At 41.9% G+C, this 23,030-nt stretch carries 25 protein-coding genes; 12 read left to right on the forward strand and 13 right to left on the reverse strand.

The features are described 5' to 3' along the window. Positions 1-86 precede the first annotated feature (86 nt). The 5 genes from SOI82_RS09905 to SOI82_RS09925 all read left to right on the forward strand — a co-directional run bounded on the left by SOI82_RS09905 (position 87) and on the right by SOI82_RS09925 (position 4,564). Positions 87-1,013: a COX15/CtaA family protein gene (locus tag SOI82_RS09905; protein WP_320667244.1), complete on the forward strand. Its 927-nt coding sequence runs from the start codon at positions 87-89 to the stop codon at positions 1,011-1,013. Beyond that, positions 1,006-2,007: a heme o synthase gene (locus tag SOI82_RS09910; protein WP_320667245.1), complete on the forward strand. Its 1,002-nt coding sequence runs from the start codon at positions 1,006-1,008 to the stop codon at positions 2,005-2,007. Before SOI82_RS09905 ends, SOI82_RS09910 begins: the two co-directional genes overlap by 8 nt. A gap of 91 nt (positions 2,008-2,098) precedes the next feature. After that, positions 2,099-3,112, forward strand: coding sequence for an ATP-binding cassette domain-containing protein (locus tag SOI82_RS09915; protein ID WP_320667246.1), 1,014 nt, complete (start codon positions 2,099-2,101; stop codon positions 3,110-3,112). A 65-nt stretch (positions 3,113-3,177) separates the two neighbouring features. Then, positions 3,178-4,032, forward strand: a complete 855-nt coding sequence (locus tag SOI82_RS09920; RefSeq protein WP_320667247.1) for an ABC transporter permease — start codon at positions 3,178-3,180, stop codon at positions 4,030-4,032. A 4-nt stretch (positions 4,033-4,036) separates the two neighbouring features. Next, entirely contained in the window at positions 4,037-4,564 is a 528-nt protein-coding gene (locus tag SOI82_RS09925) for a hypothetical protein (RefSeq protein ID WP_320667248.1), read from the forward strand. Positions 4,565-4,665: 101 nt separating this feature from the next. Here the strand turns inward: SOI82_RS09925 and groL are convergent, their stop codons facing one another. After that, positions 4,666-6,366, reverse strand: coding sequence for a chaperonin GroEL (gene groL / locus SOI82_RS09930; RefSeq protein WP_320667249.1), 1,701 nt, complete (start codon positions 6,364-6,366; stop codon positions 4,666-4,668). Between the two features lie 132 nt (positions 6,367-6,498). On the opposite strand from groL, the gene SOI82_RS09935 reads away from it, so the two are divergent. Next, positions 6,499-6,675: a hypothetical protein gene (locus tag SOI82_RS09935; protein ID WP_320667250.1), complete on the forward strand. Its 177-nt coding sequence runs from the start codon at positions 6,499-6,501 to the stop codon at positions 6,673-6,675. A 22-nt stretch (positions 6,676-6,697) separates the two neighbouring features. Here the strand turns inward: SOI82_RS09935 and fabG are convergent, their stop codons facing one another. Beyond that, complete coding sequence (gene fabG, locus SOI82_RS09940) at positions 6,698-7,450, reverse strand: 3-oxoacyl-[acyl-carrier-protein] reductase (protein ID WP_320667251.1); 753 nt, start codon at positions 7,448-7,450, stop codon at positions 6,698-6,700. Between the two features lie 468 nt (positions 7,451-7,918). Here fabG and ispD point away from each other — a divergent pair, with 468 nt between their 5' ends. Next, complete coding sequence (ispD, locus tag SOI82_RS09945; protein WP_320667252.1) at positions 7,919-8,599, forward strand: 2-C-methyl-D-erythritol 4-phosphate cytidylyltransferase; 681 nt, start codon at positions 7,919-7,921, stop codon at positions 8,597-8,599. Here the strand turns inward: ispD and SOI82_RS09950 are convergent. Together SOI82_RS09950 and SOI82_RS09955 are read right to left on the reverse strand one after the other, a co-directional pair. Next, on the reverse strand, positions 8,580-9,482 hold the full coding sequence (locus SOI82_RS09950) for an LD-carboxypeptidase (protein WP_320667253.1): 903 nt from the start codon (positions 9,480-9,482) through the stop codon (positions 8,580-8,582). The genes ispD and SOI82_RS09950 overlap by 20 nt on opposite strands. 2 nt (positions 9,483-9,484) lie before the next feature. Continuing rightward, entirely contained in the window at positions 9,485-10,378 is an 894-nt protein-coding gene (locus SOI82_RS09955) for a 4-hydroxybenzoate polyprenyltransferase (protein ID WP_320667254.1), read from the reverse strand. A gap of 89 nt (positions 10,379-10,467) precedes the next feature. On the opposite strand from SOI82_RS09955, the gene SOI82_RS09960 reads away from it, so the two are divergent. After that, positions 10,468-12,105: a Ppx/GppA phosphatase family protein gene (locus SOI82_RS09960; RefSeq protein ID WP_320667255.1), complete on the forward strand. Its 1,638-nt coding sequence runs from the start codon at positions 10,468-10,470 to the stop codon at positions 12,103-12,105. 52 nt (positions 12,106-12,157) lie between these two features. On the opposite strand, the gene SOI82_RS09965 is transcribed toward SOI82_RS09960, so the two are convergent. The 7 genes from SOI82_RS09965 to SOI82_RS09995 form a co-directional block, all read right to left on the reverse strand. After that, positions 12,158-12,820, reverse strand: coding sequence for a helix-turn-helix domain-containing protein (locus SOI82_RS09965; RefSeq protein WP_320667256.1), 663 nt, complete (start codon positions 12,818-12,820; stop codon positions 12,158-12,160). A gap of 184 nt (positions 12,821-13,004) precedes the next feature. Continuing rightward, positions 13,005-13,763, reverse strand: a complete 759-nt coding sequence (cobM, locus tag SOI82_RS09970) for a precorrin-4 C(11)-methyltransferase (RefSeq protein WP_320667257.1) — start codon at positions 13,761-13,763, stop codon at positions 13,005-13,007. Further along, entirely contained in the window at positions 13,760-14,674 is a 915-nt protein-coding gene (gene lgt, locus SOI82_RS09975; protein WP_320667258.1) for a prolipoprotein diacylglyceryl transferase, read from the reverse strand. The genes cobM and lgt overlap by 4 nt, the downstream gene beginning before the upstream one ends. A 38-nt stretch (positions 14,675-14,712) precedes the next feature. Beyond that, complete coding sequence (gene petA / locus SOI82_RS09980; RefSeq protein ID WP_320667259.1) at positions 14,713-15,645, reverse strand: cytochrome f; 933 nt, start codon at positions 15,643-15,645, stop codon at positions 14,713-14,715. Positions 15,646-15,698: 53 nt separating this feature from the next. Beyond that, positions 15,699-16,235 carry a cytochrome b6-f complex iron-sulfur subunit gene (gene petC / locus SOI82_RS09985; RefSeq protein WP_320667260.1) on the reverse strand — a complete coding sequence of 179 codons (537 nt, stop codon included), beginning with the start codon at positions 16,233-16,235 and terminating at the stop codon, positions 15,699-15,701. 425 nt (positions 16,236-16,660) lie between these two features. Next, positions 16,661-17,353, reverse strand: a complete 693-nt coding sequence (gene tatC, locus SOI82_RS09990) for a twin-arginine translocase subunit TatC (RefSeq protein ID WP_320668420.1) — start codon at positions 17,351-17,353, stop codon at positions 16,661-16,663. 140 nt (positions 17,354-17,493) lie between these two features. Beyond that, on the reverse strand, positions 17,494-19,203 hold the full coding sequence (locus tag SOI82_RS09995; protein ID WP_320667261.1) for an NFACT family protein: 1,710 nt from the start codon (positions 19,201-19,203) through the stop codon (positions 17,494-17,496). A 70-nt stretch (positions 19,204-19,273) separates the two neighbouring features. On the opposite strand from SOI82_RS09995, the gene gmk reads away from it, so the two are divergent. Continuing rightward, positions 19,274-19,843, forward strand: a complete 570-nt coding sequence (gene gmk / locus SOI82_RS10000; RefSeq protein ID WP_320667262.1) for a guanylate kinase — start codon at positions 19,274-19,276, stop codon at positions 19,841-19,843. Between the two features lie 182 nt (positions 19,844-20,025). Here gmk and psaJ read toward each other — a convergent pair whose 3' ends face one another. Continuing rightward, entirely contained in the window at positions 20,026-20,163 is a 138-nt protein-coding gene (gene psaJ / locus SOI82_RS10005) for a photosystem I reaction center subunit IX (RefSeq protein ID WP_320667263.1), read from the reverse strand. 46 nt (positions 20,164-20,209) lie between these two features. After that, on the reverse strand, positions 20,210-20,785 hold the full coding sequence (locus tag SOI82_RS10010; RefSeq protein ID WP_320667264.1) for a Photosystem I reaction center subunit III: 576 nt from the start codon (positions 20,783-20,785) through the stop codon (positions 20,210-20,212). Between the two features lie 61 nt (positions 20,786-20,846). Here SOI82_RS10010 and tsaD point away from each other — a divergent pair, with 61 nt between their 5' ends. The 3 genes from tsaD to SOI82_RS10025 all read left to right on the forward strand — a co-directional run bounded on the left by tsaD (position 20,847) and on the right by SOI82_RS10025 (position 22,869). After that, positions 20,847-21,935, forward strand: coding sequence for a tRNA (adenosine(37)-N6)-threonylcarbamoyltransferase complex transferase subunit TsaD (tsaD, locus tag SOI82_RS10015; protein ID WP_320667265.1), 1,089 nt, complete (start codon positions 20,847-20,849; stop codon positions 21,933-21,935). A 44-nt stretch (positions 21,936-21,979) separates the two neighbouring features. Further along, on the forward strand, positions 21,980-22,159 hold the full coding sequence (locus SOI82_RS10020) for a high light inducible protein (protein ID WP_320667266.1): 180 nt from the start codon (positions 21,980-21,982) through the stop codon (positions 22,157-22,159). Positions 22,160-22,323: 164 nt separating this feature from the next. Beyond that, a complete protein-coding gene (locus tag SOI82_RS10025) occupies positions 22,324-22,869 on the forward strand; it encodes a DUF1643 domain-containing protein (protein WP_320667267.1) in 546 nt (181 codons plus the stop codon). Positions 22,870-23,030 lie beyond the last annotated feature (161 nt).

Consider the following 23,030-nt stretch of genomic DNA (forward strand, 5'->3'; position numbering starts at 1 on the left):
TGCAGTCGTCCATAGAAGGTGACGTGATTGATTTCATCGCTACCTTGCACTAACAACTATTTTCTGCTTGAGAGTTAGCTAATTATTTGAACTCTTCGTCTTCAAATCTGATTCAGTGGCGTATGGGTCAGCTGGCAGCTCATATTGTTGTTGCCCTTGTTTCTCTGATCGTTCTTGGCGGTGCGACTCGAGTGATGGAAGCTGGCTTGGCTTGTCCTGACTGGCCTCTTTGTTTTGGAACTTTTCTTCCTGGACGTCAAATGAATATCCAGGTGTTTCTTGAATGGTGTCACCGGTTAGATGCTTTTTTGGTTGGGATAGCGTTAGTTGTTCAACTTGTTTTGACTTTTATATGGCGAGCTCACTTACCCCGATGGCTTCCATGGGCATCTTCTCTCTTGTTGTTTTTAGTTGTATTGCAGGCAGGTCTTGGTGCTTTAACAGTTCTGAATCTATTGCCATCGGGAGTGGTTACTGCCCATTTGGTTTTAGCTCTAATCCTTATTGCAGCCATGAGCGGGGTCACACAGAGCTTGCTTTTCCCTAGTAGCTTGCAATCTCCATTGTGGTGGCGCCTTATGGCTGGTGGTGGCTTGATTGCTCTTATTAGTCAGTCTCTTCTTGGTGCCCGCATGGCAACAACTTGGGCTGCACAAAGATGCTTGGCTCAAGCTCAAGGCTGTCTTTGGCTGGAATTACATCGGTTTTTTGCAATCACTGTTGCTGCTTGGTTACTGTTTTTTGTGATTATTTCATTGTTGGCGGGTGGGTGGACTCGTAGTCAGTGGCCCTCCCTGTTGGCAGTTTTTGTATTGGTTATTACGCAGGTAAGCCTTGGGCTTCTTACCCTGGAGTTTGGTCTTAAACAACCTGCTTTGACTGTGAGTCATCAACTTCTGGCCGCTTTACTTGTTGCTTTGTTGTCTGCCCTAAGTTTTCGAAGGCCACAAGAGAAAGAAGTAATTTTGCCTGCAATGACTAAAGAAACTTTTTTAGAACCCTGTCATGGTTAGTTCAACACCTGAGGCTATTAAGACTGAGCTTCGACGTGAGCATTTAGTTCCCTCCCGTAAACGTGTAAAGCTTCCTCCTTGGCTGGAAGTTGCGAAACCACGATTAATTCCATTGCTCTTAGCTACAACTCTTGGAGGAATGGCTTTAAGCGAAGGTTGGCCTGTCCCCTCACCCAGGTTGGCTTGCACTCTTGGTGGTGGGGCTCTTGCCGCTGCAGCAGCAGGCGCTTTGAATTGTCTTTGGGAGCAGGATCTTGATGGACGAATGCAACGTACCAGTGGCAGAGCTTTGCCTTCTGGACGGTTATCGCCAATAGCTGTTTTTACTGGTGCTATTTCTTGTACTTTGGCTGCTGCGGCTTTATTAGTTAGTGGTGTTAACTGCCTGGCGGCAGGACTTTCTCTGCTTGGTCTATGTAGTTATGTACTTCTTTATACCGCCTTCTTAAAACCTCGAACTCCGCAAAACATTGTGTTTGGAGGAGTCGCTGGAGCTATCCCTCCTTTGGTTGGTGCTGCCGCTGCAACAGGTCATGTTGGCCTTAGTGGTTGGTGGTTGTTTGTGCTTGTGATGGTTTGGACTCCAGCTCATTTTTGGGCCTTGGCACTTTTATTGAAGGATGACTACAAATCTGTAGGTATTCCGATGCTTCCTGTTGTAAAGGGACCTGCTTTCACGGCCCAAGCTATAGCTAAGTATGGATGGGCAACTGTTCTGATTAGTGTCTTTGGTTTTTGGGCATTACCGGAGGGAGGCTTGTTATATGGCATTCTTTTGCTTCCATTTAATGGGCGACTTTTGCAAATGATAAACAGATTAGGGGATTCGCCAGAGGACTTGGATAGTGCAAAGGGACTATTTCGTTGGTCAATTCTTTACATGTTCGGTATTTGTCTCTTACTTGTAATTAGCCGACAACCAATGGCAGTACAGCTGGATGTACAAGGTATGGCTTTGCTTAGTCAAGTAACAAATGCTTTGCCTGTCCTATGAGAAAAAAGAACTTAAGCAAATTAGCTTGTTCCTGCAAGATAGCTTTGCTTACTAGATTTCAAATTATTTGCGGAGTTAAACCGTTCTATTGATGAATCTGATTGAAATTCAGAATTTAATTAAGTTCTATGGGGACATTCAAGCCCTTAAGGGACTAAGCCTTTGCGTTCCTAAAGGCTCTCTTTATGGCCTTCTTGGACCGAATGGCTCTGGTAAGAGTACGACTTTAAGGATTCTTTGTACGCTTTTGGCTCCTGACTCAGGAGAAGTCAAAGTGGCTGGATTTGATGCTTTGAAGGAGCCTCAGTCAGTCAGGTGTGAAATTGGATATGTTGCTCAGGAGGTTGCCATTGACAAGATTCTTACAGGCCTTGAGTTGCTTCAGTTACAGGGTGACTTGTATCACCTGCAGCCCACTGAAAGGGACGCTCGAATTGCATTATTGGTTGAAAAGCTTGATATGAAGAGTTGGCTTAGTCGCCGCTGTGGAAGTTATTCAGGTGGGATGAAGAGAAGGCTTGACCTTGCAGCAGGTTTATTACATCAACCTCAATTACTTGTATTAGATGAGCCTACTGTCGGACTGGATATTGAAAGCCGCTTTGCAATCTGGCAGTTATTGCGAGAGCTAAAAGAACAAGGCACAACAGTTTTGCTAAGTAGTCATTACCTTGAAGAAGTTGAGGCTCTAGCTGACCAGATGGCGATTGTTGATGAAGGGCGTGTGATTGCTCAAGGTACGCCTGAGAGCCTTAAGAAGCAACTCGGAGGTGATCGCGTAACTCTCAGAGTGCGTGAATTTAGTGATGACAATGAATCTGAAAAAGTCAGGAAATTACTTGTAGATCTTGAGGGGGTGCGTCAAGTAGTTGTTAATCGGGCTCAAGGATTTTCTTTGAACCTTGTTGTGGATGACGAAAATGTTCTTCCTCGTTTGAGAGAAAAACTAGATAAATCTGATCTTCCGGTGTTTGCTCTTTCGCATAGTCGCCCAAGCTTGGACGATGTTTATTTGCAAGCCACTGGGAGAACACTTATGGATGCAGAGCTTGCTATTGCTGGTCAAAGAGACATTAAACTTGAAAGCAAAAAGGCTATGAGATGATTACTTAGGGTCTGGTCTAAGAAATATCCTCTGCTCTTTTGATTTTTTTTTGCTTCTAAGAACTCATGACAAGTGACACTAGTTCTATCCAAAAAAGTTTCAAGAGAGGGATTAATGTTTCTTATTTACTTCAAGAAACAATTGCTTTAACAAGGCGACTTTTTATTCAATTAGTCAGACGTCCTTCTACCTTGATAGCTGGGATCCTACAGCCATTGATTTGGCTTATTTTGTTTGGGGCCTTGTTCTCTAATGCACCTGATGGTCTTCTCCCTGGGGGTATGAGTTATGGACGATTTCTTGGGGCTGGACTAATTGTTTTTACAGCTTTTAGTGGAGCGCTTAATGCAGGCTTGCCAGTTATGTTTGATCGTGAATTTGGATTTCTTAACCGCCTTTTAGTTGCACCTTTAACTACTCGGAGTTCAATTGTTTTTGCTTCGGTGATTTATATAACTTCTATAAGTCTTTTTCAGAGTATTGCAATAATGGGGACTGCTTTTCTTCTTGGTTATGGTTGGCCAGGTATTTCAGGACTACTTCTTGTTTTATTGACTCTTTTATTGTTGGTTTTTGCTGTAACCGCATTAAGCCTTGGATTGGCTTTTGCTTTGCCAGGTCATATTGAACTTATTGCAGTGATATTTGTGGCCAATCTTCCACTTTTGTTTGCAAGTACTGCTTTGGCTCCAATTTCTTTCATGCCTGCTTGGTTGGGCTGGCTTGCTGCGATAAATCCCCTTACCTTTGCAATAGAACCTATTCGTGCGGCATATCAAGGCCCACTCAATCTTGATGTGGTAATCCTTCAAGCTCCTTATGGTGACGTGACGGGTTATGGATGCCTTGGCATTTTGTTGGCGCTCACTATCGGCTTGTTCCTATTGGTTCGTCCATTGTTAAATCGTAAACTTGTTTAATCCCGTGACAGAAGCCCTTCCCTCTCAATTGCTTACCTTTAGAAAGGATGAGCTTTTGCGGCAAATCTTCAGAGCATCTCAATTAGAAGATGGGGACAAGCTTTCTCTTTTAAAGTTTCAATGGGCGCATCGTTATGGACTTCAAACGATGCCTAAGATTTTGCAGAGTGAAAAATATTCATATGTGGAGGTTGACTCTTTAAAAGAATCTCTAGATGACCAGCAAGTGTTTGAAGATCTAGGCCCTGCAGATTCTGAATCTTTGGGTTTCAATTTAAATGCGGAGCCTTCTTCTGGAATTTCCAAGAACCCTTCGCAATTAGATATTGCTGAACAAACTGAGAGGCTTCCTTGTGATGGCTTGGCTGCCTTGAATAAGGTTGAAGATGATGAAAAGAAAAAAATCTTTAATGCTGAAGTTGACTTTCGCTCTAATGATTCAAGATTTATTTCACCGCCTCCTAGACCATCTTTAAATCATCTAAGACGATGGTTGCCAGATATTAAAGAGGAATTACCAAAAGCTTCTTAGAGTAGAGCTTTATCTCATTTATAAATAAATTTAGAGCTTTCTCAGCGGAGAGAAAGCTACTTAGCAGTTTGAGTTTGATAGGCAGTATTAATGATGTGTAATTACATCATTCCAGGCATACCCATTCCACCCATTCCACCCATTCCACCCATTCCACCCATTCCACCCATTCCACCCATTCCACCCATTCCACCCATTGGATCTCCCCCTTCTCCTCCTGGATTGGATGGGGGCTCAGGCTTGTCGGCTATAACAACTTCTGTTGTGATAAGGAGAGAAGCAATTGAGACTGCATCTTGAAGTGCAAGCCTTACTACCTTTGACGCATCAATAATGCCAGCTGAAAGCATATCTTCATATTGACCTGTAAGTGCATTAAATCCTTTGCCAATACGTTCAATTTCAGAGATGACTACATCACCATTTTGTCCAGCATTAATTGCAATTTGTTTGGCTGGAGCAGAAAGGGCTTTTTGCACTATTTTTATACCTGTCTTTTTGTCACCACTTTGATTATCAGCAAGTTTGTTTAAGTCCTTGCTTAGTTCTAATAGTGTTGTACCTCCACCAGCAACAATACCTTCTTCTACTGCAGCACGGGTGGCGTTTAAAGCATCTTCTATGCGCAATTTCCGGTTTTTGAGCTCGGTTTCAGTAGGCGCACCTACTTTGATAACTGCTACTCCTCCTGCAAGTTTTGCAATTCTTTCATTTAGCTTCTCTCTATCATATTCTGATTCTGTTTCTTCTAGTTCTCGTTTTATAGACGCTACTCTTGCCGCAACAGCGTCTTTTGTATCTTCATTTGCAACTATTGTGGTGTTCTCTTTGCTGATAGTGATCTTTCGTACTTTTCCTAAGTCTGATAATTCAACCTTATCTAGCGTCATCGCTTTGTCTTCGCTAATTAATGTTCCTCCTGTAAGCACAGCGATATCAGCAAGTGCCGCTTTACGTCTTTCTCCAAAAGATGGTGCTCTTACTGCAGCAACTTGAAGAACACCACGATTTTTGTTGACAACTAAAGTGGCTAGTGCTTCTCCTTCGACTTCCTCAGCAAGGATGACTAGAGGTGAACCACTCTTTTGGACACTTTCCAAGACTGGAACGAGGTCAGATATTGCACTTATTTTTCTGTCGGTTATTAAGAGGAGAGCATTCTCAAATTCACAAATTTGACGATCTCCATCTGTGACGAAATACGGAGAGCTGTATCCCCTATCAAAAGCCATTCCTTCTGTAACTTCTAATTCGGTCGCAAGAGATTTGGATTCTTCAACAGTAATAACTCCATCAGTGCTGACTTTTTCCATTGCTTCTGCAACCATTTGGCCTATTTCGTCATCTCCTCCTGCACTGACAGTGGCAACTTGAAGAATGGCATTACCCTGGACTGATTGGCTGCGTTGCTGTAAGCCTTCAACTATCTGAGTTACTGCTTTTTCCATTCCACGCCTTAGTTCTATTGGGCTTGCCCCAGCGGCCGCATTCTTAAGGCCTTCATGCACCATCACTTGTGCTAAGACAGTTGCGGTAGTTGTTCCATCCCCAGCTTTATCCTTTGTTTTGGATGCAACCTGTTCTATAAGCTTTGCCCCAAGGTTTTCGAAAGGGTCTTCAAGTTCAACTTCTCTGGCAATTGTGACTCCGTCATTGACGATGTCCGGAGAACCAAATTTCTTCTCAAGAACGACATTACGGCCTTTTGGACCAATAGTGACTTTTACAGCATCTGCTAGGGCATTGACACCATTTTCAAGTGCCCCACGTGATTCATCTGAAAAGCTAAGAAGTTTGGCCATGTTTTCTAATACCTTAGGTTTAATTTCCCATAGGAAGCTCACTCCTTGGGAGGGGGGGGGGAGTGGGGAAAGCCGAATGCTTCATGTATTTTTTAATCCCCCGTTTAGACGAAGTTAGTTTATGGTCCAAATATGAATGACTCCGCCACATTATTTTTTGTTTTGATGGCTGGATTAGCCGGAACGATGACTTTGGTATATTTCCCTCTACGTCTCTTCCTTACAATTACGGCAAGGAGTAGACGCCTAAAACTACTGCAGCGAATTCGTCGTCTGAGAGACGAATTAGGGCAACCTCTGGACTCTTAACTATCAATTAATAAATAGAATTTCACCCCATTACCATTCCACCATCTACTTGTAATACCTGGCCTGTTATATAAGCAGCAGCTGGATCTGAAGCTAAGAATCTAACGGCACCTGCTACTTGGTCAGGGGTACCAAAAGTGCCTAAGGGAATGGCATTAAGAATACGCTCTGCTTCTAGTTCTTTTGTCATGTCAGTAGCTATGAATCCTGGGGCTACTGCATTAACTGTGATTCCTCTACTAGCAAACTCTCTAGCAGTACTTCGAGTTAAACCGATTACGCCAGCTTTTGCTGAGGCGTAATTAGTCTGTCCAGCATTTCCCATAAGACCGACAACAGAGGTGATGTTAATAATCCTTCCTTTTTTTTGCTTAAGCATTGACCTTGAAACCGCTCTTGTACAAAGGAAAACTCCATTTAAATTCAAATTAATTACGGCTTGCCAGTCTTCTGTTTTCATTCTCATTAAAAGTCCATCACGAGTTATACCTGCATTGTTGACTAATACATCAATTTGACCACTTTGCTCCAATACTGTTTTTGTTAGCTTCTCTACATCTGACTCTTCTGCAACATTGGCTTGAATTGCATAAGCTTTGCCACCTTTTTCACGGATAGCTTGCACTACCTCTTCTGCTTTTTGCGGTGAATTTGAGTAGTTCACCACTACTTCAGCTCCTGATTCCCCAAGCTGGATGGCTATAGCTCTTCCTATGCCTCGACTTGCACCAGTCACTATTGCTGTTTGGCCGGATAGGAGATCATTAGAAAACATTTTTTTAAGCGGTTTTACAAGATCGTAAGGACTGGAGGCGACTGAACTCAATAGTTCGATTACTGGTTGCTGGTTGCCCAGGCTTAAAAAGGTCCCCTAACTTTTATTTGGAAGCCGCACTTTGAGTGAATCAGCCCTGTGCCATGGCTTAGGAATATCTGATATATCTTATTTATATGCTTTGAACAAAAATTGACAGGGTTGCTATCTGATGGGATTTAGAAAACTTTAAAAGGTATAACTTTTTATATTTGTCTAAAAGATACCTTCTCTTTTGGAATAGGTGAAATAGTAACTTTCTTTCTACCTATCTAGTCCATTGATTATGGGCCCTTTTATTTGCATGCTTTGAAGTGACTTTTTGCAGGTCTTTGACTTTGGCGAGTTCTCCCATTGAACTCTTAATAATCTGCACATTGTGATGGTTAAGAGGAGGATGTTTAATTCTTTAAAGGCGAGGAGTGTTTTGTGCATCTCTTGATTGCAGCAGCAGGAAGCGGAACTCGTATGGGCGCGAGTGGCAACAAGCTTTTATTACCAGTGTCAGGCCGCCCTGTTTTAGCTTGGACCTTAGATGCAGTGTTTGCTGCAGAGGCAATCAAATGGATTGGGATTGTTGGACAACCCATAGATAAGACTGCAATCCTGAATTTGATCCAAGATTCCTCTAAGCCTATTAAGTGGATTAATGGTGGTAAAACTCGTCAAGAATCTGTGCAGTTGGGCTTGTCAGCTTTACCCCCTGAAGCGAAGCATGTTCTTATTCATGATGGAGCTCGCTGTTTAATAGAACCCTCACTCTTCAACCGTTGCGCAGAAGCTGTCTTGAAAGGTAATGCGGTGATTGCTGCAACTCCTCTTACAGACACGATTAAATGTGTTGACGGTGAAGGCTTTATTACTCATACCCCAGAACGCTCTGGCCTTTGGGCTGCCCAGACACCTCAGGGGTTTCCTGTGTTTGATTTATCTAAAGGACATTCTGAGGCTTTGAAAAAGGGGTGGAATGTGACTGATGATGCCTCCCTTTTTGAACGCCTTGGTTGGCCTGTGCAAATAATGAAATCCTTGCCTTCTAACATTAAGGTTACAACTCCATTTGACTTGGTTATTGCTGAAGCCGTTCTTTCTAGGAGGGCAAGATTTTAAGTAGTCCTTTCCCTCCATCAATTGTTGCTAGTCGTCCTTGTGGCAATGCTGCATTACCACAACAATGTCCCACAGGCAGATTATTTATTATTGGAATTTCAAGATCTTGACTACGCTCCTTCAACACTTCTTGAAGTTGGAAGGTTTCATTGAAAGGCTCACCCTCAGGTGCTTCACATTCAGAAAAGTTACCAAATGCAAGTCCTGCTAGACCTTGAAGTTGGCCTGTAAGTCTCCATTGTGTAAGCATTCGATCTATACGATAAGGCAGTTCACCAACATCTTCTAATACTAAAATTGATCCTTTTAGATCTGGCATATGTCTACTACCAAGTAGATGAGATGCAACTGTGAGGTTGGCTACTACTAATGGACCTGTCGCTATCCCCTTGTTCCATGACTCTCCATAAAGGTCTGGGACTGTGTTCTCAAACAGTAGAGATCGCAACCTTTCTTTGCTCCATAATGGTTCGCTAGCAAGTGATGTAAGTAATGGGCCATGTATACCTCCATCGAAGCCCGCCGAAAGTCTTGATAAGAGAAGGGATGTTACATCTGAGAACCCAAGTAGCCACCCTGGTTGCCATGGTTGAGGTCGCTCCAGTAGTCGAGCGGCACCCCAGCCTCCCCTTGCAAATGCTAACAATGGAGCAGGTTCCTTCGGATGGAGTTCGTGGTATCGAACAGAATCAATCCCAGCAAGGTAACCCCAGTAGCGCTTGCTTACAGCTTGGGGACGACAAACTAATCCCCAGCTTTCGAGAACTTTCAGTCCATCTAATAGTGCAAGATCATTATTTAATGCTGAACTTACTGCGACAGTGATCACCTCATCGCCAGATTGAAGAGGCTTTACAAAAGTATCAGGATGAAGATGCAGCATTCTTAGCTAATTCGGCCAAGAATTAATGCCAACAGTATTAACCCTCCTATCCAAACTTGATTCTTAAAATGTCTACCAAACTTTGATATTGATAAAACTGAATCATTTAAAATAAGAATTTCACGCTGCATCCCCAAGCTAGCAATTAGCCAAAAAGGCCAAAAACTCCACCCCACTCCTGCCCAGTGAGCCCCTATTGCGAGAAAGATACTTGTCAATGCATAACTGATGGCAACTATTTTTTTTGCTTTCTTCCCAAGCGTTAGCACACTACTTTTTAAGCCTAAATTTTTATCGTCATTCCGATCAGCCATGGCATAAACAGTGTCAAAGCCAAATGTCCACATCAATGTGGCACCCCAGCATGAGAGAAGTGGTACCCCCCCTAATAAAGAAGACTCGCTAGCTGCCCATGGAATTAGTACTGCAAATCCCCAGCAAATTGCCAGCAAGGCTTGAGGCAATGCCAACCATCTTTTCGCAGAGGGATATATCAGAATTATTGGTAACGCTATTAATGCTATGCCTAAGCAGAGAGCAGAGCTGGCAGCAGGAAGGGAGACTACTATTAGAAAACTAAAAAGTAGCATCACAAAAAGTAGGCCTAAGGCAGTTGAAATCCGAACAGTCCTAAGAGCTAAGGGACGTTTGTTCGTTCGAGTGACTTGCCTATCAATTTTTCTGTCCCATAGATCATTAGCAATACAACCAGCTCCACTTACACACAAGCCACCTGCGATTATCAATAACACGAGGCTTAATGGAGGGGGTGCACTAGGTGTCATCCATAGTGACCAGCCAGCAGGGATCAATAAAATCAGTCTTCCGCTTGGTTTGTTCCAGCGAAGTAATAGGGCCCATTGCCCTAGTCGTTTTGAAAATGATCTTTTTTTCACGAATGTCTCTATTGCAAAAACCCTAGAAGGTACTTTTCAGGTTGTAGCAAATGATGGCAGAGTATTGACTCTTAAGGCTCTTTCAAGACATGTCAAGTCTCGAGCCATCTACTGATTTCTTTTCTGGGAAAGAAAGGGAAACTTTATCTCCTTCTGGGGGGGCCGAGCTTTGCCATATTGGAGCGATTGATATAGGTACAAACTCAACTCACCTTCTGGTGGCTGCAGTAGACCCTCTTTTGCATACTTTTAGTATTGAGCTTGCGGAAAAGTCAACTACACGGCTTGGAGAAAGAGACCCTGATTCAGGCTCACTTACTGAGCTTGCAATGGCGAGAGTTAGTGAAACCCTTCAACGTTTTAAGGACCTAGCAGAAAGTTATAAGGTTGAACAATTAGTGATAACTGCAACTAGTGCGGTCAGGGAGGCGCCGAATGGCCGTGTTTTTTTAGATCAAATTAAAGCTCAGCTTGGGTTAGAGGTTGATCTGATAAGTGGATCCGAAGAAGCACGGTTGATTTATTTAGGTGTTTTGTCAGGGATGTCATTTGGAGAGAATCCTCATGTACTTCTTGACATTGGCGGAGGTTCGACAGAACTAATACTTGCTGATGGACGTGATGCAAGAGCTTTAACAAGTACTCGAATTGGAGCTGTTCGTTTGCAGAGGGATTTCGTTAGGCAAGACCCACTTCCATCATCCAGGCTTGACTTTCTCAAAACTTTTATTAGAGGCTCTTTGGAGCCTGCTGTAGAAAAGATTCGCCGTCGCTTACAACCAGAAGAAACCCCAATAATGGTTGCTACAAGTGGAACTGCATTGGCATTGGGAGCACTAATTGCTAGCGAAGCAGATAACCCGCCATTGAAATTACACGGATATAAGGTTTCGCAAGAGAGTCTTGATCATTTAGTTGAAAGACTTGTGAAGTTAACGCCTGAGCAGAGATGCAAATTAACTTCATTAAGTGATAGACGTGCCGAGATCATTGTTCCAGGAGCATTAATTCTTCAAGCAACTATGCACATGTTGGAGATGGATGAATTGGTCCTTAGTGAAAGAGCCCTCCGTGAAGGATTGATTTTTGATTGGATGATGCGCAAAGGCTTTTTGAAAGATCGCTTTAGATTTCAAAGCAGTATTAGAGAGCGCACAGTCCTCCACCAATCTCACAGGTTTGCGGTTGACCTCACGCGAGCTGAGCGTGTGGCAAAGCATTCTCTATCCCTATATGAGGGGGGATTAGGTTTTTTGCACAATGACAAAGGAAGTGGTCGCGAGTTGCTTTGGGCTGCAGCAATGTTGCATGCCTGCGGTCAGCACATAAATCGAAGTTCCTATCACAAACATTCTTGGTACTTAATTCGCCATGGAGAATTACTTGGCTATTCACATTTTGAACATTTGATGGTGGCAGCAATTGCCCGTTACCATCGTCGAAGTCTTCCAAAGAAGCGCCATGAAGCTTGGCAATTATTGCCAAAAAGAGAACATCGCCGCATCGTTTCTGAAATGGCCATGCTTTTGCGATTGGCAACCTCTATTGATCGCAGACCTGAACCCGTAGTTGATTCAATATCAGTGAAATTAAATCGCAAGGAACTTATTTTCGAACTTCAGCCCGAGAAGGGACAAAATCTTAGTCTTGAGAAATGGAGTCTTATGAATTGTTCAAACATTGTTGAAGATATCTTGGGCTTAGATATGAAAGTTGTTATAAATTAGCTGCTTTATTTGAAAGTATATATATTTTTATACCAACTAACTATTTTTACCTCTAATCACTATCGCTTCTTTTTTTGACTTGTAATGAAAGTTTTGCTCCCACTTTTAATTTGTCTGGATTATTAAGCTCATTAATTTGAATTAAAGTTTTCAGGGGGATTGCATGGAACTTAGAAATCTTGGATAGAGTTTGACCTGGTTCAACTATATGGTAACTCGAATCAATTGCCTTAGTTTTTGGCGCCAATATTTTTGCGGGTTTGGGCGCCTTTTTGATTGAATGACTTGAATTTTCGTTGTTTAAGAAATTAATTGCAAGGCTAGACGTTGTAATTCCAATTAATCCAGTAATTAATGCCCACCTTGGTATGTTTTTTAAGCCTTGCAAGTCTAAGAAGCTTTTTTGTTGTATCTCAGGAGTGATAGGGGTAGAAAGGTTGTCTATCTGGAACTCATTAAGCAGTGCGCCTAGCTCTAGATGAAGGCGCTCAGCTACTCGTCTAACCATGGCTTTTATGAAAACTTTCTCTGGTAATAGCTCTTCTTCTCCATTCTCTAATGCAATGAGTTGCTCTTGCCCAATTCGAAGGCTTCCAGAAAGATCTTCAATTGACATATTTCTTTCTTCTCTGGCTTTTTTTATCAATCCACCGATCTTTTGTAATGGATTCAACTTTGGAAAGGGTTCATTTGGAATGCTGGGTGGATCTTGCATGTTTTCCACGTCAAGATGAATCAAATGGCTCCATATTTATTTTAAGTGCCTTGTAAAGGGTCTCTCTTGTATATGGATGTCTATATGCTTTGGCTCTTTCCTGTTGCCATTTCAACTCTCTTTGACTTGAGTGAAGTAAATATAGATTTTGCTTTTCAATCAATGTTGTCTGCGTATGAGTAGTTTATTTTTTAGATGAGCGAAAAAGGTGACTATGTGTTGGCTCATAAAGTTTAGATCGGTTGTTGCTTTGTTCTAAAGCAGGGCTTATGACATAAAGAGTGGTTCTAATAAGTCCCTGTTTGATAGATGTGGCAGCCATTTGACTAAGTGGTACCACTTTTAGCCACTCATCTTCCCAGCTAACCCGATATCCAATAGCGACGGGAGTATTTGCTGGGTAATAGTTTAGAAGTGTTTTTTGAGCTTCTTTGACATGTCTTGCACTTAGGTATAGGCAAAGAGAAGCTCTTATTGATGCAAGATGCTCTAGACGTTCACGTATGGGCATACCTGTACGACCTCCTGCTCTGGTAAGAACTATTGTTTGGATTTGACCTGGGATGGTGAGTTCAGCCTTCAAAGTCGCTGCTGTTGCTTGATATGCACTAAGCCCAGGGACTACTTCTACATCGATGCCTGCTTCTTCCAGCCCACAGATTTGTTCTGATAGGGCTCCATAAAGACAGGGGTCTCCATCGTGAAGGCGAACAATCTTTTTCCCTTGTTGGTGCTTTTTGATAAGCAGTGCAAGAATTTCTTCTAGAGTTAAAGAGCTAGTACTTATACGCTCGCAGTTTTCAGGTGCTAGAGCAGCAATCTGTGGTGGAATTAATGAGTCTGCCCAAATCAATACCTCGGCTTGTTTTAAACGTTCTGAGGCCCTGATGGTCATTAAATCGATGGCCCCTGGGCCAGCTCCCACAATGGAGATTGGATTCATCTAGCCCTCTTCTTTTGAAATTTGGAAGTCCAAGGCATTTCTTTTTTAAGGTAATAAATCCACCCAAGGCCCATTGCTCCTATCCCGATTAGAAGAACACTTATTACTTGAGCTATTCGTAATCCACCTTCACATGAAGGTGGCAAAGCTCCTAAGCAAAGTGGATCTGTGCGTAAGCCTTCTATCCAAAGTCTACCAATGCTATAGCAAATTAAATAAATACAGCTCAATGCACCTGATGGTAGTTTAGTGATTCCTTTGAGGTCTAGTTGGAACAAAACTATTAAAAGAGCGCAAACTAGAAGATTCCAAATTGATTCATAAAGAAACGTTGGATGAAAGAATTTTTGATCTGCAAAGATTTCGGGTCTGAAATTGTAAGGAATAAATAATTTCCATGGTAGATCAGTTGGGACTCCAAAAGCTTCATTATTGAAGAAGTTACCCCAGCGCCCTATTGCTTGCCCTAGGGCTACTGAGGGTAGTAGAACATCAAGTACATTCCAAAAATGTTGATCTGTAAAGCGACAAAAAAATATTACTGAAAGAGTTCCAGCAATTAATGCACCATGAATAGCAATTCCTCCTCCCCATATCTCTAATGCACTTGGTATTGGAACATAAATCCCTAAAAGTTTTACTGAACCCCAAAAATTTATTCCGCTATAGTTTCTCCATTCAAACCCTACATAATAGATTCTTGCCCCAATCACAGAAGACAAGACAAGTAGAGGCATTAGGTCATTTATGAGACCTTTTTTTATGCCCCGTTGATTTGCAAGCTTAGACGATAGGTTTAGGCCTATTAATACTGCTATTGCAATTAGTAATCCATACCAACGAACAACAAAAGGACCAAGTTGAATGAATTCAGGCCCTGGAGATCTAAAAGTAGCAATTAACTCTCCCATTCATTTTGGAATTGGCAATAACAAACTCCCTTCTCTATTTAGATACCCTCTGCAGCTTGAACTTTCTCTACTTGCTTTTTCTTTAAAACTAGCATGATTTGTGACAGAGTCACTCCCATGAAGAATACAAGTAGGCCAATTACTCTTGCAGGACTTTGTAGCACTACTTCGGTGTCAACTTGACCAAAACCTCCAACATTTGGGTCATTAGTTAGATATTGACCTGACTCAACCTTGTCTTCAACTTCTACTATTAAGCTTGGTCCGACAGGAATCTCTTCTCTAACTAACTCACCATCATCTGTTTGGATATTAATCACTCTAGAATTATTTTCACCAGGATCAATTGAAGTTATTGTTCCTGATTTAGTAGCTGTAAAAACAGAGTTGTTACTTTTTTCTCCAGTTGGGTAAACTTGGCCTCGCCCTCTATTTCCACCAACATGAATGGAATATTTTCCAAAGTGAATATTGCTATTTGAAGAAGGGTCAGGAGAAAGTATTGGAAAGATTATTTCTTTGTTTTGATCCCCTGGTAGAGGACCTACAAGAATAATATTTTCTTTTTCCTCACTGTATTGAGTGAAGTAAACGCCTTTGGTTTCTTCTTTGATTTTTTCAGTCCAGCGATCTTGTGGTGCAAGCTTGAAACCATCAGGAAGCATTACGACAGCTCCAACTTGTAAGGGTACTTCGCTGCCATCCGCTCCTATTTCTTGCGTTCCAGTTTTGTAGGGCACTTTTACTGCTGCCGTAAATACACTGTCAGCTCTTACCGATTGAGGGACTTCGGCTTGCGTGGTCATATTTGCAAGGTGGCAGTTAGCACAAACAATCTTTCCAGTTGCTTCTCGAGGGTTTTCATAGTTTTGTTGGGCCCAGAAAGGATAAGCCCAACTGGCTTGAGGAGTTATAAGCATCGATATGCCTATAAGTAATGAACTGAGAAGAAAGGTTATTAGGCGGCGCATGAGGGGAAAAATCAGTTAAGAAGCTTGGTTAGATGAAGATTGGATAGAGCCAATTAACCCCACCATGGTTTATCACCTGTTCGAAAGTCTGTTTCGGTCCATTGGCTGATCAATACGTTGTCATCTTCGACAGAAACATGAGCGATTGCAAGAGATAGTGGCGCCGGACCTCTTACAACTTTCCCATTTGTGTCATATTGACTTCCATGACAAGGGCAAATGAATTTATTTGCCCCAGAGTTCCATGGAACTACGCAACCTAGGTGAGTGCAAATGGCATTGATTCCAAAGTTGCTAATTGCATCAGCCTTCTCGACTACTAGATAGGTAGGGTCACCTTTTAGTCCTTGAACAAGGCTCCGATCCCCGACTGGGTGCTTTGCAAGCCAGCCAGAAGAAGTGACTGGATTCCCAAGCTCATCCTTTGCAGTAGTTCCACCACCACTACCCCCAGCTCTAATAGGAGTGAAATATTGGCTTACTGGGTACAGGGCCCCCAGTGCTACTCCTGTAACGGTCCCAAATGTGAGCAAGTTCATGAACTGCCTTCGACCCATAGAGGGCACATCTTGGGCGTTCATTTGTGTCATGACAGATGCACAACGAGGTCACAATGCAAACCATTATGGACTGTGAAGGTCATTTGGTCTTTGCAAAACAGAGCTTTTTATATGCCCGCACATTTTGAGTCTTCGTTTTTAGCCACTTTTGCTGAATCAGAAACTTCTTAAGAAGGGGACGAATCGTTTAATGGTCGGAGGAATTGGTCCCCAGTCGCTTCAGAAATGGATTTGATGCAAAAAATCCTATTATTGAGAGTTGTTGTAGGAATAATCTGAGAAGTAGTGCGGCATTGCTCTCATGAGGTCTTTGTCTACCCTCAAAATGGAAAGTTGTTGTTTTGACTCGACCTTTTGTGCAGCGTTGATAGGAAGACTCTTGAAAATGCTTCCGAAACTTGTTTTGAAGGGAAAAATCAATCAGTTGTTAGCTGATTCTTTTTTAAGCAAGTTTTTTATTGAAACTGATCAATAAGTGCAACTAACCCAACGCCTATAAGAAATAGAACCGTTATTGCAGTAGCTAACAACAACATTGTGATGGGATCAGTGGATGGGGTTAAAACTGCCCCTGCAATTGCAGCAGTTAAAACTACCCAGCGCCAGGCAGAAAGCATTTGTTTCCATTTCACTAGACCTAACGCACCTAAAAGAAGCTGCAAAATAGGGAGCTGAAAAGCTAGGCCTGTTGCAATCATTAAAAGCAGCACAAAATCTAAGTAACGTTCTATTGACCAAATTGGCTCAACCACATCAGCGCCATAACTAACAAGAAACCCCAGTGCTGCAGGAACTAATACCCATAAGGAGAAAAACAAACCTGTTAGAAATAAGATTGCAGATCCTGCGACTGCGGGAGCTATTAATCTTCGTTCTCGTTGGGTTAGCCCTGGCAATACAAAGGCAAGCCCTTGGTAAAGAATGTATGGAAGAGCAACTGTTAGTCCGGTATACCCAGCAACTTTTATTGATACAAATAGGAACTCGCCAGGTGATAGCTGCAAAAACCTGATTGAACCAGCAGGGGCTTCCAGAAGACGAACAATAGGCCTTACAAATAAAAGACTACCTGCTGCTGCAATTACAACAGCAAGAAGGCTTTTAAGAACTCTTTGCCGCAATTCTTCTAGGTGATCAACCAATGGCATTTCCAAATCATTAGATGGCAAATTGGATGAGGACTTGCCATAAGGTTCATTTGGCTTTGGAGAAGGTAGGACCGACTCTTGATGATTATCAGGACTGTTCAGGAAAGGAGCCACTTTGCTTCTTTCAGGCTAAGAGAGTTTTAGACATTTATATGTTTCAGGCCTCTCAAGGGTTCACCCCAGCAGACTGTGCCATCGCGGTGCCGAACGGTTCCTGGTGTTGCTCCTGGCACTCTTTGCAAATGATCTGTGGCAACCATAAGTACAGGAACTCGTCGATTACCCTTGGCGCGACTAAAGAAAGCTGCTAAATCTGCAGCCATTTGTATATCCGCCTCCTCTGCTAGTCCATTTGAAGCTTTGAGTATTACATGACTGCCTGGACATTCCTGTACATGAAACCAGATATCTCCAGAGCGTGCTTTTTGTAGGCTTATCCATTCGTTTTGACGATGATTTCGCCCTATTAGAACTTCCAGCCCACTGGGAGCTTTTAAGGAGAGCGGACTGGGAGGTGTTTTTTTTCGTTGAAGTTTACGCTTGCGAGATTGATTCTTAGTAGTTGATGATGCCTGATAGTCTTCTAATTCCACACTTAACTCGATCAATCTTTCGAATTTTTCTGTATCACTTTCCCATTTGCTCGTAGAGATTTCTTCAAGAAATGAATAGCTTTCTTCTATGCTTTTTAATCTGTTCTTGTGATAACAAATGCGTTCTTTAATAATTGGGGAGGAGCGTTTTATCTTCTTAGCCTTATTATATAGCTTTTGAGCTCTAACAATTAACTCACTATTGGGTGATGGTTGAGAAAGTATAAGATTTGCCTTGTCTTGTAATGATTTACTTTCAGATGTTCTTGAGAGTAGGGTTTCTTGCTCAGAAAGGTGTTTTTCTTCGTTCGCTTTTATTCTTTTAAGTTTATATTCTAACTCTTTGATTAATTGATTCAGCATCTTTGAATGAATAAGTCTTCGATAGTATTTGCCTAGTGAAAGGCTCATATCTTCTGATGTCCTTGAGTTATTACTCTTGACACTCCAAAACCTAAAAGGAGTGGGACCGTCAAAATAAAGATATAGGCTTTCATTCTCTAGCTTTGTTAACCAATCGCGCCATCTGTTGTAAATGTAATGCCATTGATCTTCAGAAAGCTTTAGTACAGATAAAGAAAGAAATCTTTGAGCTGTTTTTGACTCTTCGCCAGCCAATTGAAGGGCGAGTGAAGGACTAATTCCTTGATAAGTTTCTTGTAGGGCCTGTTTAAGGCTCATAGGAATAAGGGATAACCTTGCTTTCCAGCGGTGAAAGGTTTCTTTTGAGCTAGGTTCTATACCTTGTAAACGAGGAGGTGGGACATAATTGTCTCCTGTTCCTAGAGGCCTTACACGTGATTGGTGGTCACGAACTTGTCGACCAAGAGTGATTATTTTATCTTCATTATCTAAGAGTAAGAGATTACTATGTCTTCCCATTAGCTCAATTATAAGACTCCTATAAACAGGACTCCCAGGACGTTTGGCAAATCTAAATTCCACTACTCTTTCGAAGCCTTTTTGTTTGATTTCAACTAATGCAATTTGATTAAGACCATGTTGAACTTGCTGTGCAAGAGTGCTTTCACTTCCGCTTCGGGAAGGAGGTGAAATTTGCACCAGCCTTGGAGCATCTGCTTGCCAACTTATTTCAAGCCATATAAGTCCTTTTAAAGTCCTTAGGCCAATCTGAATTGTTCCAGGTTCAGGTTGTTGCGCTTTCTCGAAGCGACTGGGCAAGATTATTTGTCGCAGTTCTGCAAGTACAGCCTTCAAACTGGTTATATCCATTATTTGAAGTGCAGCAGAGTTCATTTGCTCAGTTTTGGGATATTGAGTTCTTGATGGAATCTTTCCTACTCTGCGACTTGATTAGAAGAAACTAATGCACCCTTCTCCTCTTATCGGCAGGCTTATTGTTATCACTGGACCGAGTGGAGTCGGTAAAGGGACTTTAGTTAAGCGATTGCTTTCAAGACATCGAGAAATTTGGCTTTCGGTTTCCGCTACAACTCGGATGCCAAGACAAGGAGAGATAGAAGGTCAACATTATTTCTTCATAAGAAGGGATCGATTTAAGGAGCTAGTGGATGAGGTTGGATTTCTTGAATGGGCAGAGTTTGCAGGGAATTGTTATGGGACTCCTAGCAAAGAAGTACAAAAAAAGCTTTTGAGCGGAAGGTCTGTTTTACTTGAAATTGAATTGGAAGGTGCTAGACAAGTTCGAAAAACTTTCCCTGAGGCTTTACAGATTTTTCTTGCCCCTCCAAGTTTTAGCGAACTTGAGAAAAGAATTCGAGGGAGGGCAACTGATTCTGAAGCGGCTATTCAGCGAAGATTGTTAAGAGCAAAAGAGGAACTGAAAGCACAAAATGAATTTGACGCTGTAGTTATTAATGATGATCTAGACAAAGCACTTGAAGATTTAGAGGGGAAAATAGGCCTTAGCTCTTAATCGAGAGCTTTAACTTCCTTTTGTTAGAAAACCAGAGATTCAATTTATATAGTTACTAAAGGCATTCTCATATTGATTATTAATATGTAATTTTTACAAGAAATAAGACCCTATGAAAGCCCTTTGTCTGGACTTTTCATAGGGTCTTTGGTAATAAAAAAATTGCGTTCAGCTATTCTTTTTTACCAGGTCATTGGGTGAAATAGTAAATCGGGATGGAATCGATTGAATTCAATTAGATATCCAGCTGTAACGATTATCCAGCCCGCACCGATAACGGGCGCTGATCTGAAGATCTTGTGCTTTGCTTTGAAAGACATAGGTATTTAAGAGGTGAGTTTAAAAGTTTGGTAATAAATTACTTAGTTAAAAAGGAACATTGCTGTAATCAGACTCTGGTGAAGTCGTGATGTTTTTGTTGCTCTCGCGCAATTCTCCGGAACGGCCCTGAGAATTAGCTGCGAATGGCCATTGTGCCCCTTTGATTAGGGCTTTTTGGAGTAGGGCAGAGTCGATAAAAATTTCCTTGTCAACAGCGTCACCAGACTCCCGAGCCATCTTGAGGTACTCCCTTCCTGCCCAGCCAATGATTCCGCAAACACCTACGAAAATATGAGCAGGGATTAGGACATTTCCTTCAAATCCCCTCATGTAAAGCGCTCCAAAAGGATCAATTGTGGGAGCGATAATTAGATGAGGTAATCCATCGTCGCCACAGTTGACATGCCCATACCTTTCAAAGCGAGCAACTGCTTGGGCTGTAGAGGCAGTGCTTGCTCTCTCTTGGAACCTGGCGTTTTCAGAGCATAAAGAAAGACCAGATTCGGTGAATGTAGTGTCAGCTCTATCTGCGTTTAAAGCAGGCCCAGCTGCAGCATTTGCTAACGGAGCAAAGCCAACAACAAGGAAAGCCGATATAAGAATGGCGAAGAGACGTCGCATTAGTTTCGATTCCTTTTAAGACCTGCCCACTTAGGTGCAGGATGTCACAACCTTAAGTTAGATGAGATACAACCCCAAATCCAAAACAGTCCTGGCCCTCGAAACAAGTTGTGACGAGACAGCAGTTGCATTGCTGAAGTCAGAATGTGGCCAATTTCGCACTGTTGCTAATCTTGTAGCCTCTCAAATTGAGGAACATGCCAAATGGGGAGGAGTTGTTCCTGAAATTGCATCTAGAAGGCATTTAGAGGCTCTTCCTTTCCTTGTAGAGGAAGTTTTGTCTACTTCTGGGCAATCCATGAGAGAGATTGATGCAGTTGCCGCAACTGTTACGCCTGGATTGAATGGGGCTCTTTTGATTGGTTCTGTAACAGCAAGAACCCTTTCGGCTCTTCATCAAAAGCCTTTTTTAGGTATTCATCATTTGGAGGGACATCTCGCATCTGTTTTTTTAAATGAGAATCCTCCACGCCCCCCTTATCTGGTTTTATTGGTCAGTGGTGGGCATACAGAGTTAATAAAAGTAAATAATGATTGTAAATATCAGCGTTTAGGAAGAAGCCATGATGATGCCGCTGGGGAAGCTTTTGACAAAGTTGCTCGATTATTGGGACTTGGTTATCCAGGGGGCCCAGCGATTGAGAAATTAGCCACGTATGGAAATCCTAAGGCATATTCTTTGCCTAAAGGGAGGGTCTCCAACCCTGCAGGGGGGTTCTATCCTTATGACTTTTCATTTAGTGGGCTAAAAACAGCAATGTTGCGTCAAGTGCAATTGCTTGAAACAAAGCAAGGCGAGTTGCCATTGGAGAACCTTGCAGCAAGTTTTGAAAATATTGTTGCAGAGGTATTGGTTGAGAGAAGTATTCGATGTGTTTTGAATCAAGAGTTGAAAACTTTAGTAATGGTTGGGGGTGTTGCAGCAAACAAACGTTTAAGGAAAATGATGTCTGATGCGACCTCTTCCTATGGGGTTGCGTTACATATGGCCCCAAAAGCTTTTTGCACGGATAATGCAGCAATGATTGGCGTAGCAGCTTTAAAGCGCTTAGAATCAGGGGTGAGCCAAAGTTCAATACAGTTGGGAGTTTCTCCTCGCTGGTCCTTAGAGCAAGCAGATCTCTTATATCGAGCTAACGCTCCTTTTTAAATTGAAGCTAAACACCACTTCTATTTAAATTCTGGAAATTGATTATGGATTCACACCAAAACCATCAGGCCATTGAAGTAGATCACCCAGTCAGTCGAGTAGAGCTTAACTCTTGGCGAAGAGGCTTTACTCCTCAAGCAGAGATTTGGAATGGCAGGATGGCATGGTTTGGTTTACTGGTTGGCTTGAGTCTTTTGGTTTCGATGAATTTTTTAATTAATTAGAAACTTTAATTGGATTTATTTTAGAGGGGATACTTTTTGCATATTAATAATGAGATAGACTAAGCATTCGAGTAAATACTAATTCTTTGACGTAATATTCTTTTCTGTAAATGCGTAATTAAACATACCTATTTAAATTTAGATCTTTATTGAAGCCCTTCTTGATGAAAGTATTTTTAGATTCTAAGTCAGAAGCATCTTTTAGTAAATGTGGGTTATATCGATGGCATTTAAAACGTCTTTTGAGCAAAAGGCGAAGTAAGATTATTTTTATAGGTTTAAACCCTTCAAAGGCTAATTCGAATTTTGATGACCCCACTATCAAACGGCTTATTAATTTCAGTTTTTCTTGGGGTTATGGGTCATTAATAGTCATTAATTTGTTTGCAAGGGTTAGTTGTTCACCTAGGATTCTTAAACTATGTTCTGATCCAATTGGAGAAAGAAATGATCAGGAGATAGAAGGCTTTCTTTATCAATGGTCTCAAGATTCTAGTTTTGATCTTTGGTTAGGATGGGGAAATCAGGGCACTTTGCAAAAGCGTGAAATTGATGTATTGCGCTTGGTTCAAAGACATTCAAACAATCGTTTATTTCAATTCCCTTGCGCCCTAGGACCACTAGCAATTGGACTTACAAAAAAAGGACACCCTCGGCACCCTCTCTATATCTCTCAGAAAGAGGTCTTAAAGCCTTTTGATTTGAGCTAGAGATTCCACTGGGTAATGTTTCGTGGTTTAGGTATAGAACAAAAGCCTTTTAACCTTAAAGAAAATAAAGGTTCTATTCAATTTGCAATTCTTTGTGCGTTTTACTGGTTGAAGATGTTTGAGTTGACTACCTGTTGGAGTTTTTTGAAGTTATATAAGAG

The sequence above is a fragment of the Prochlorococcus sp. MIT 1307 genome (assembly GCF_034092395.1).
Lineage (GTDB): Bacteria > Cyanobacteriota > Cyanobacteriia > PCC-6307 > Cyanobiaceae > AG-363-K07.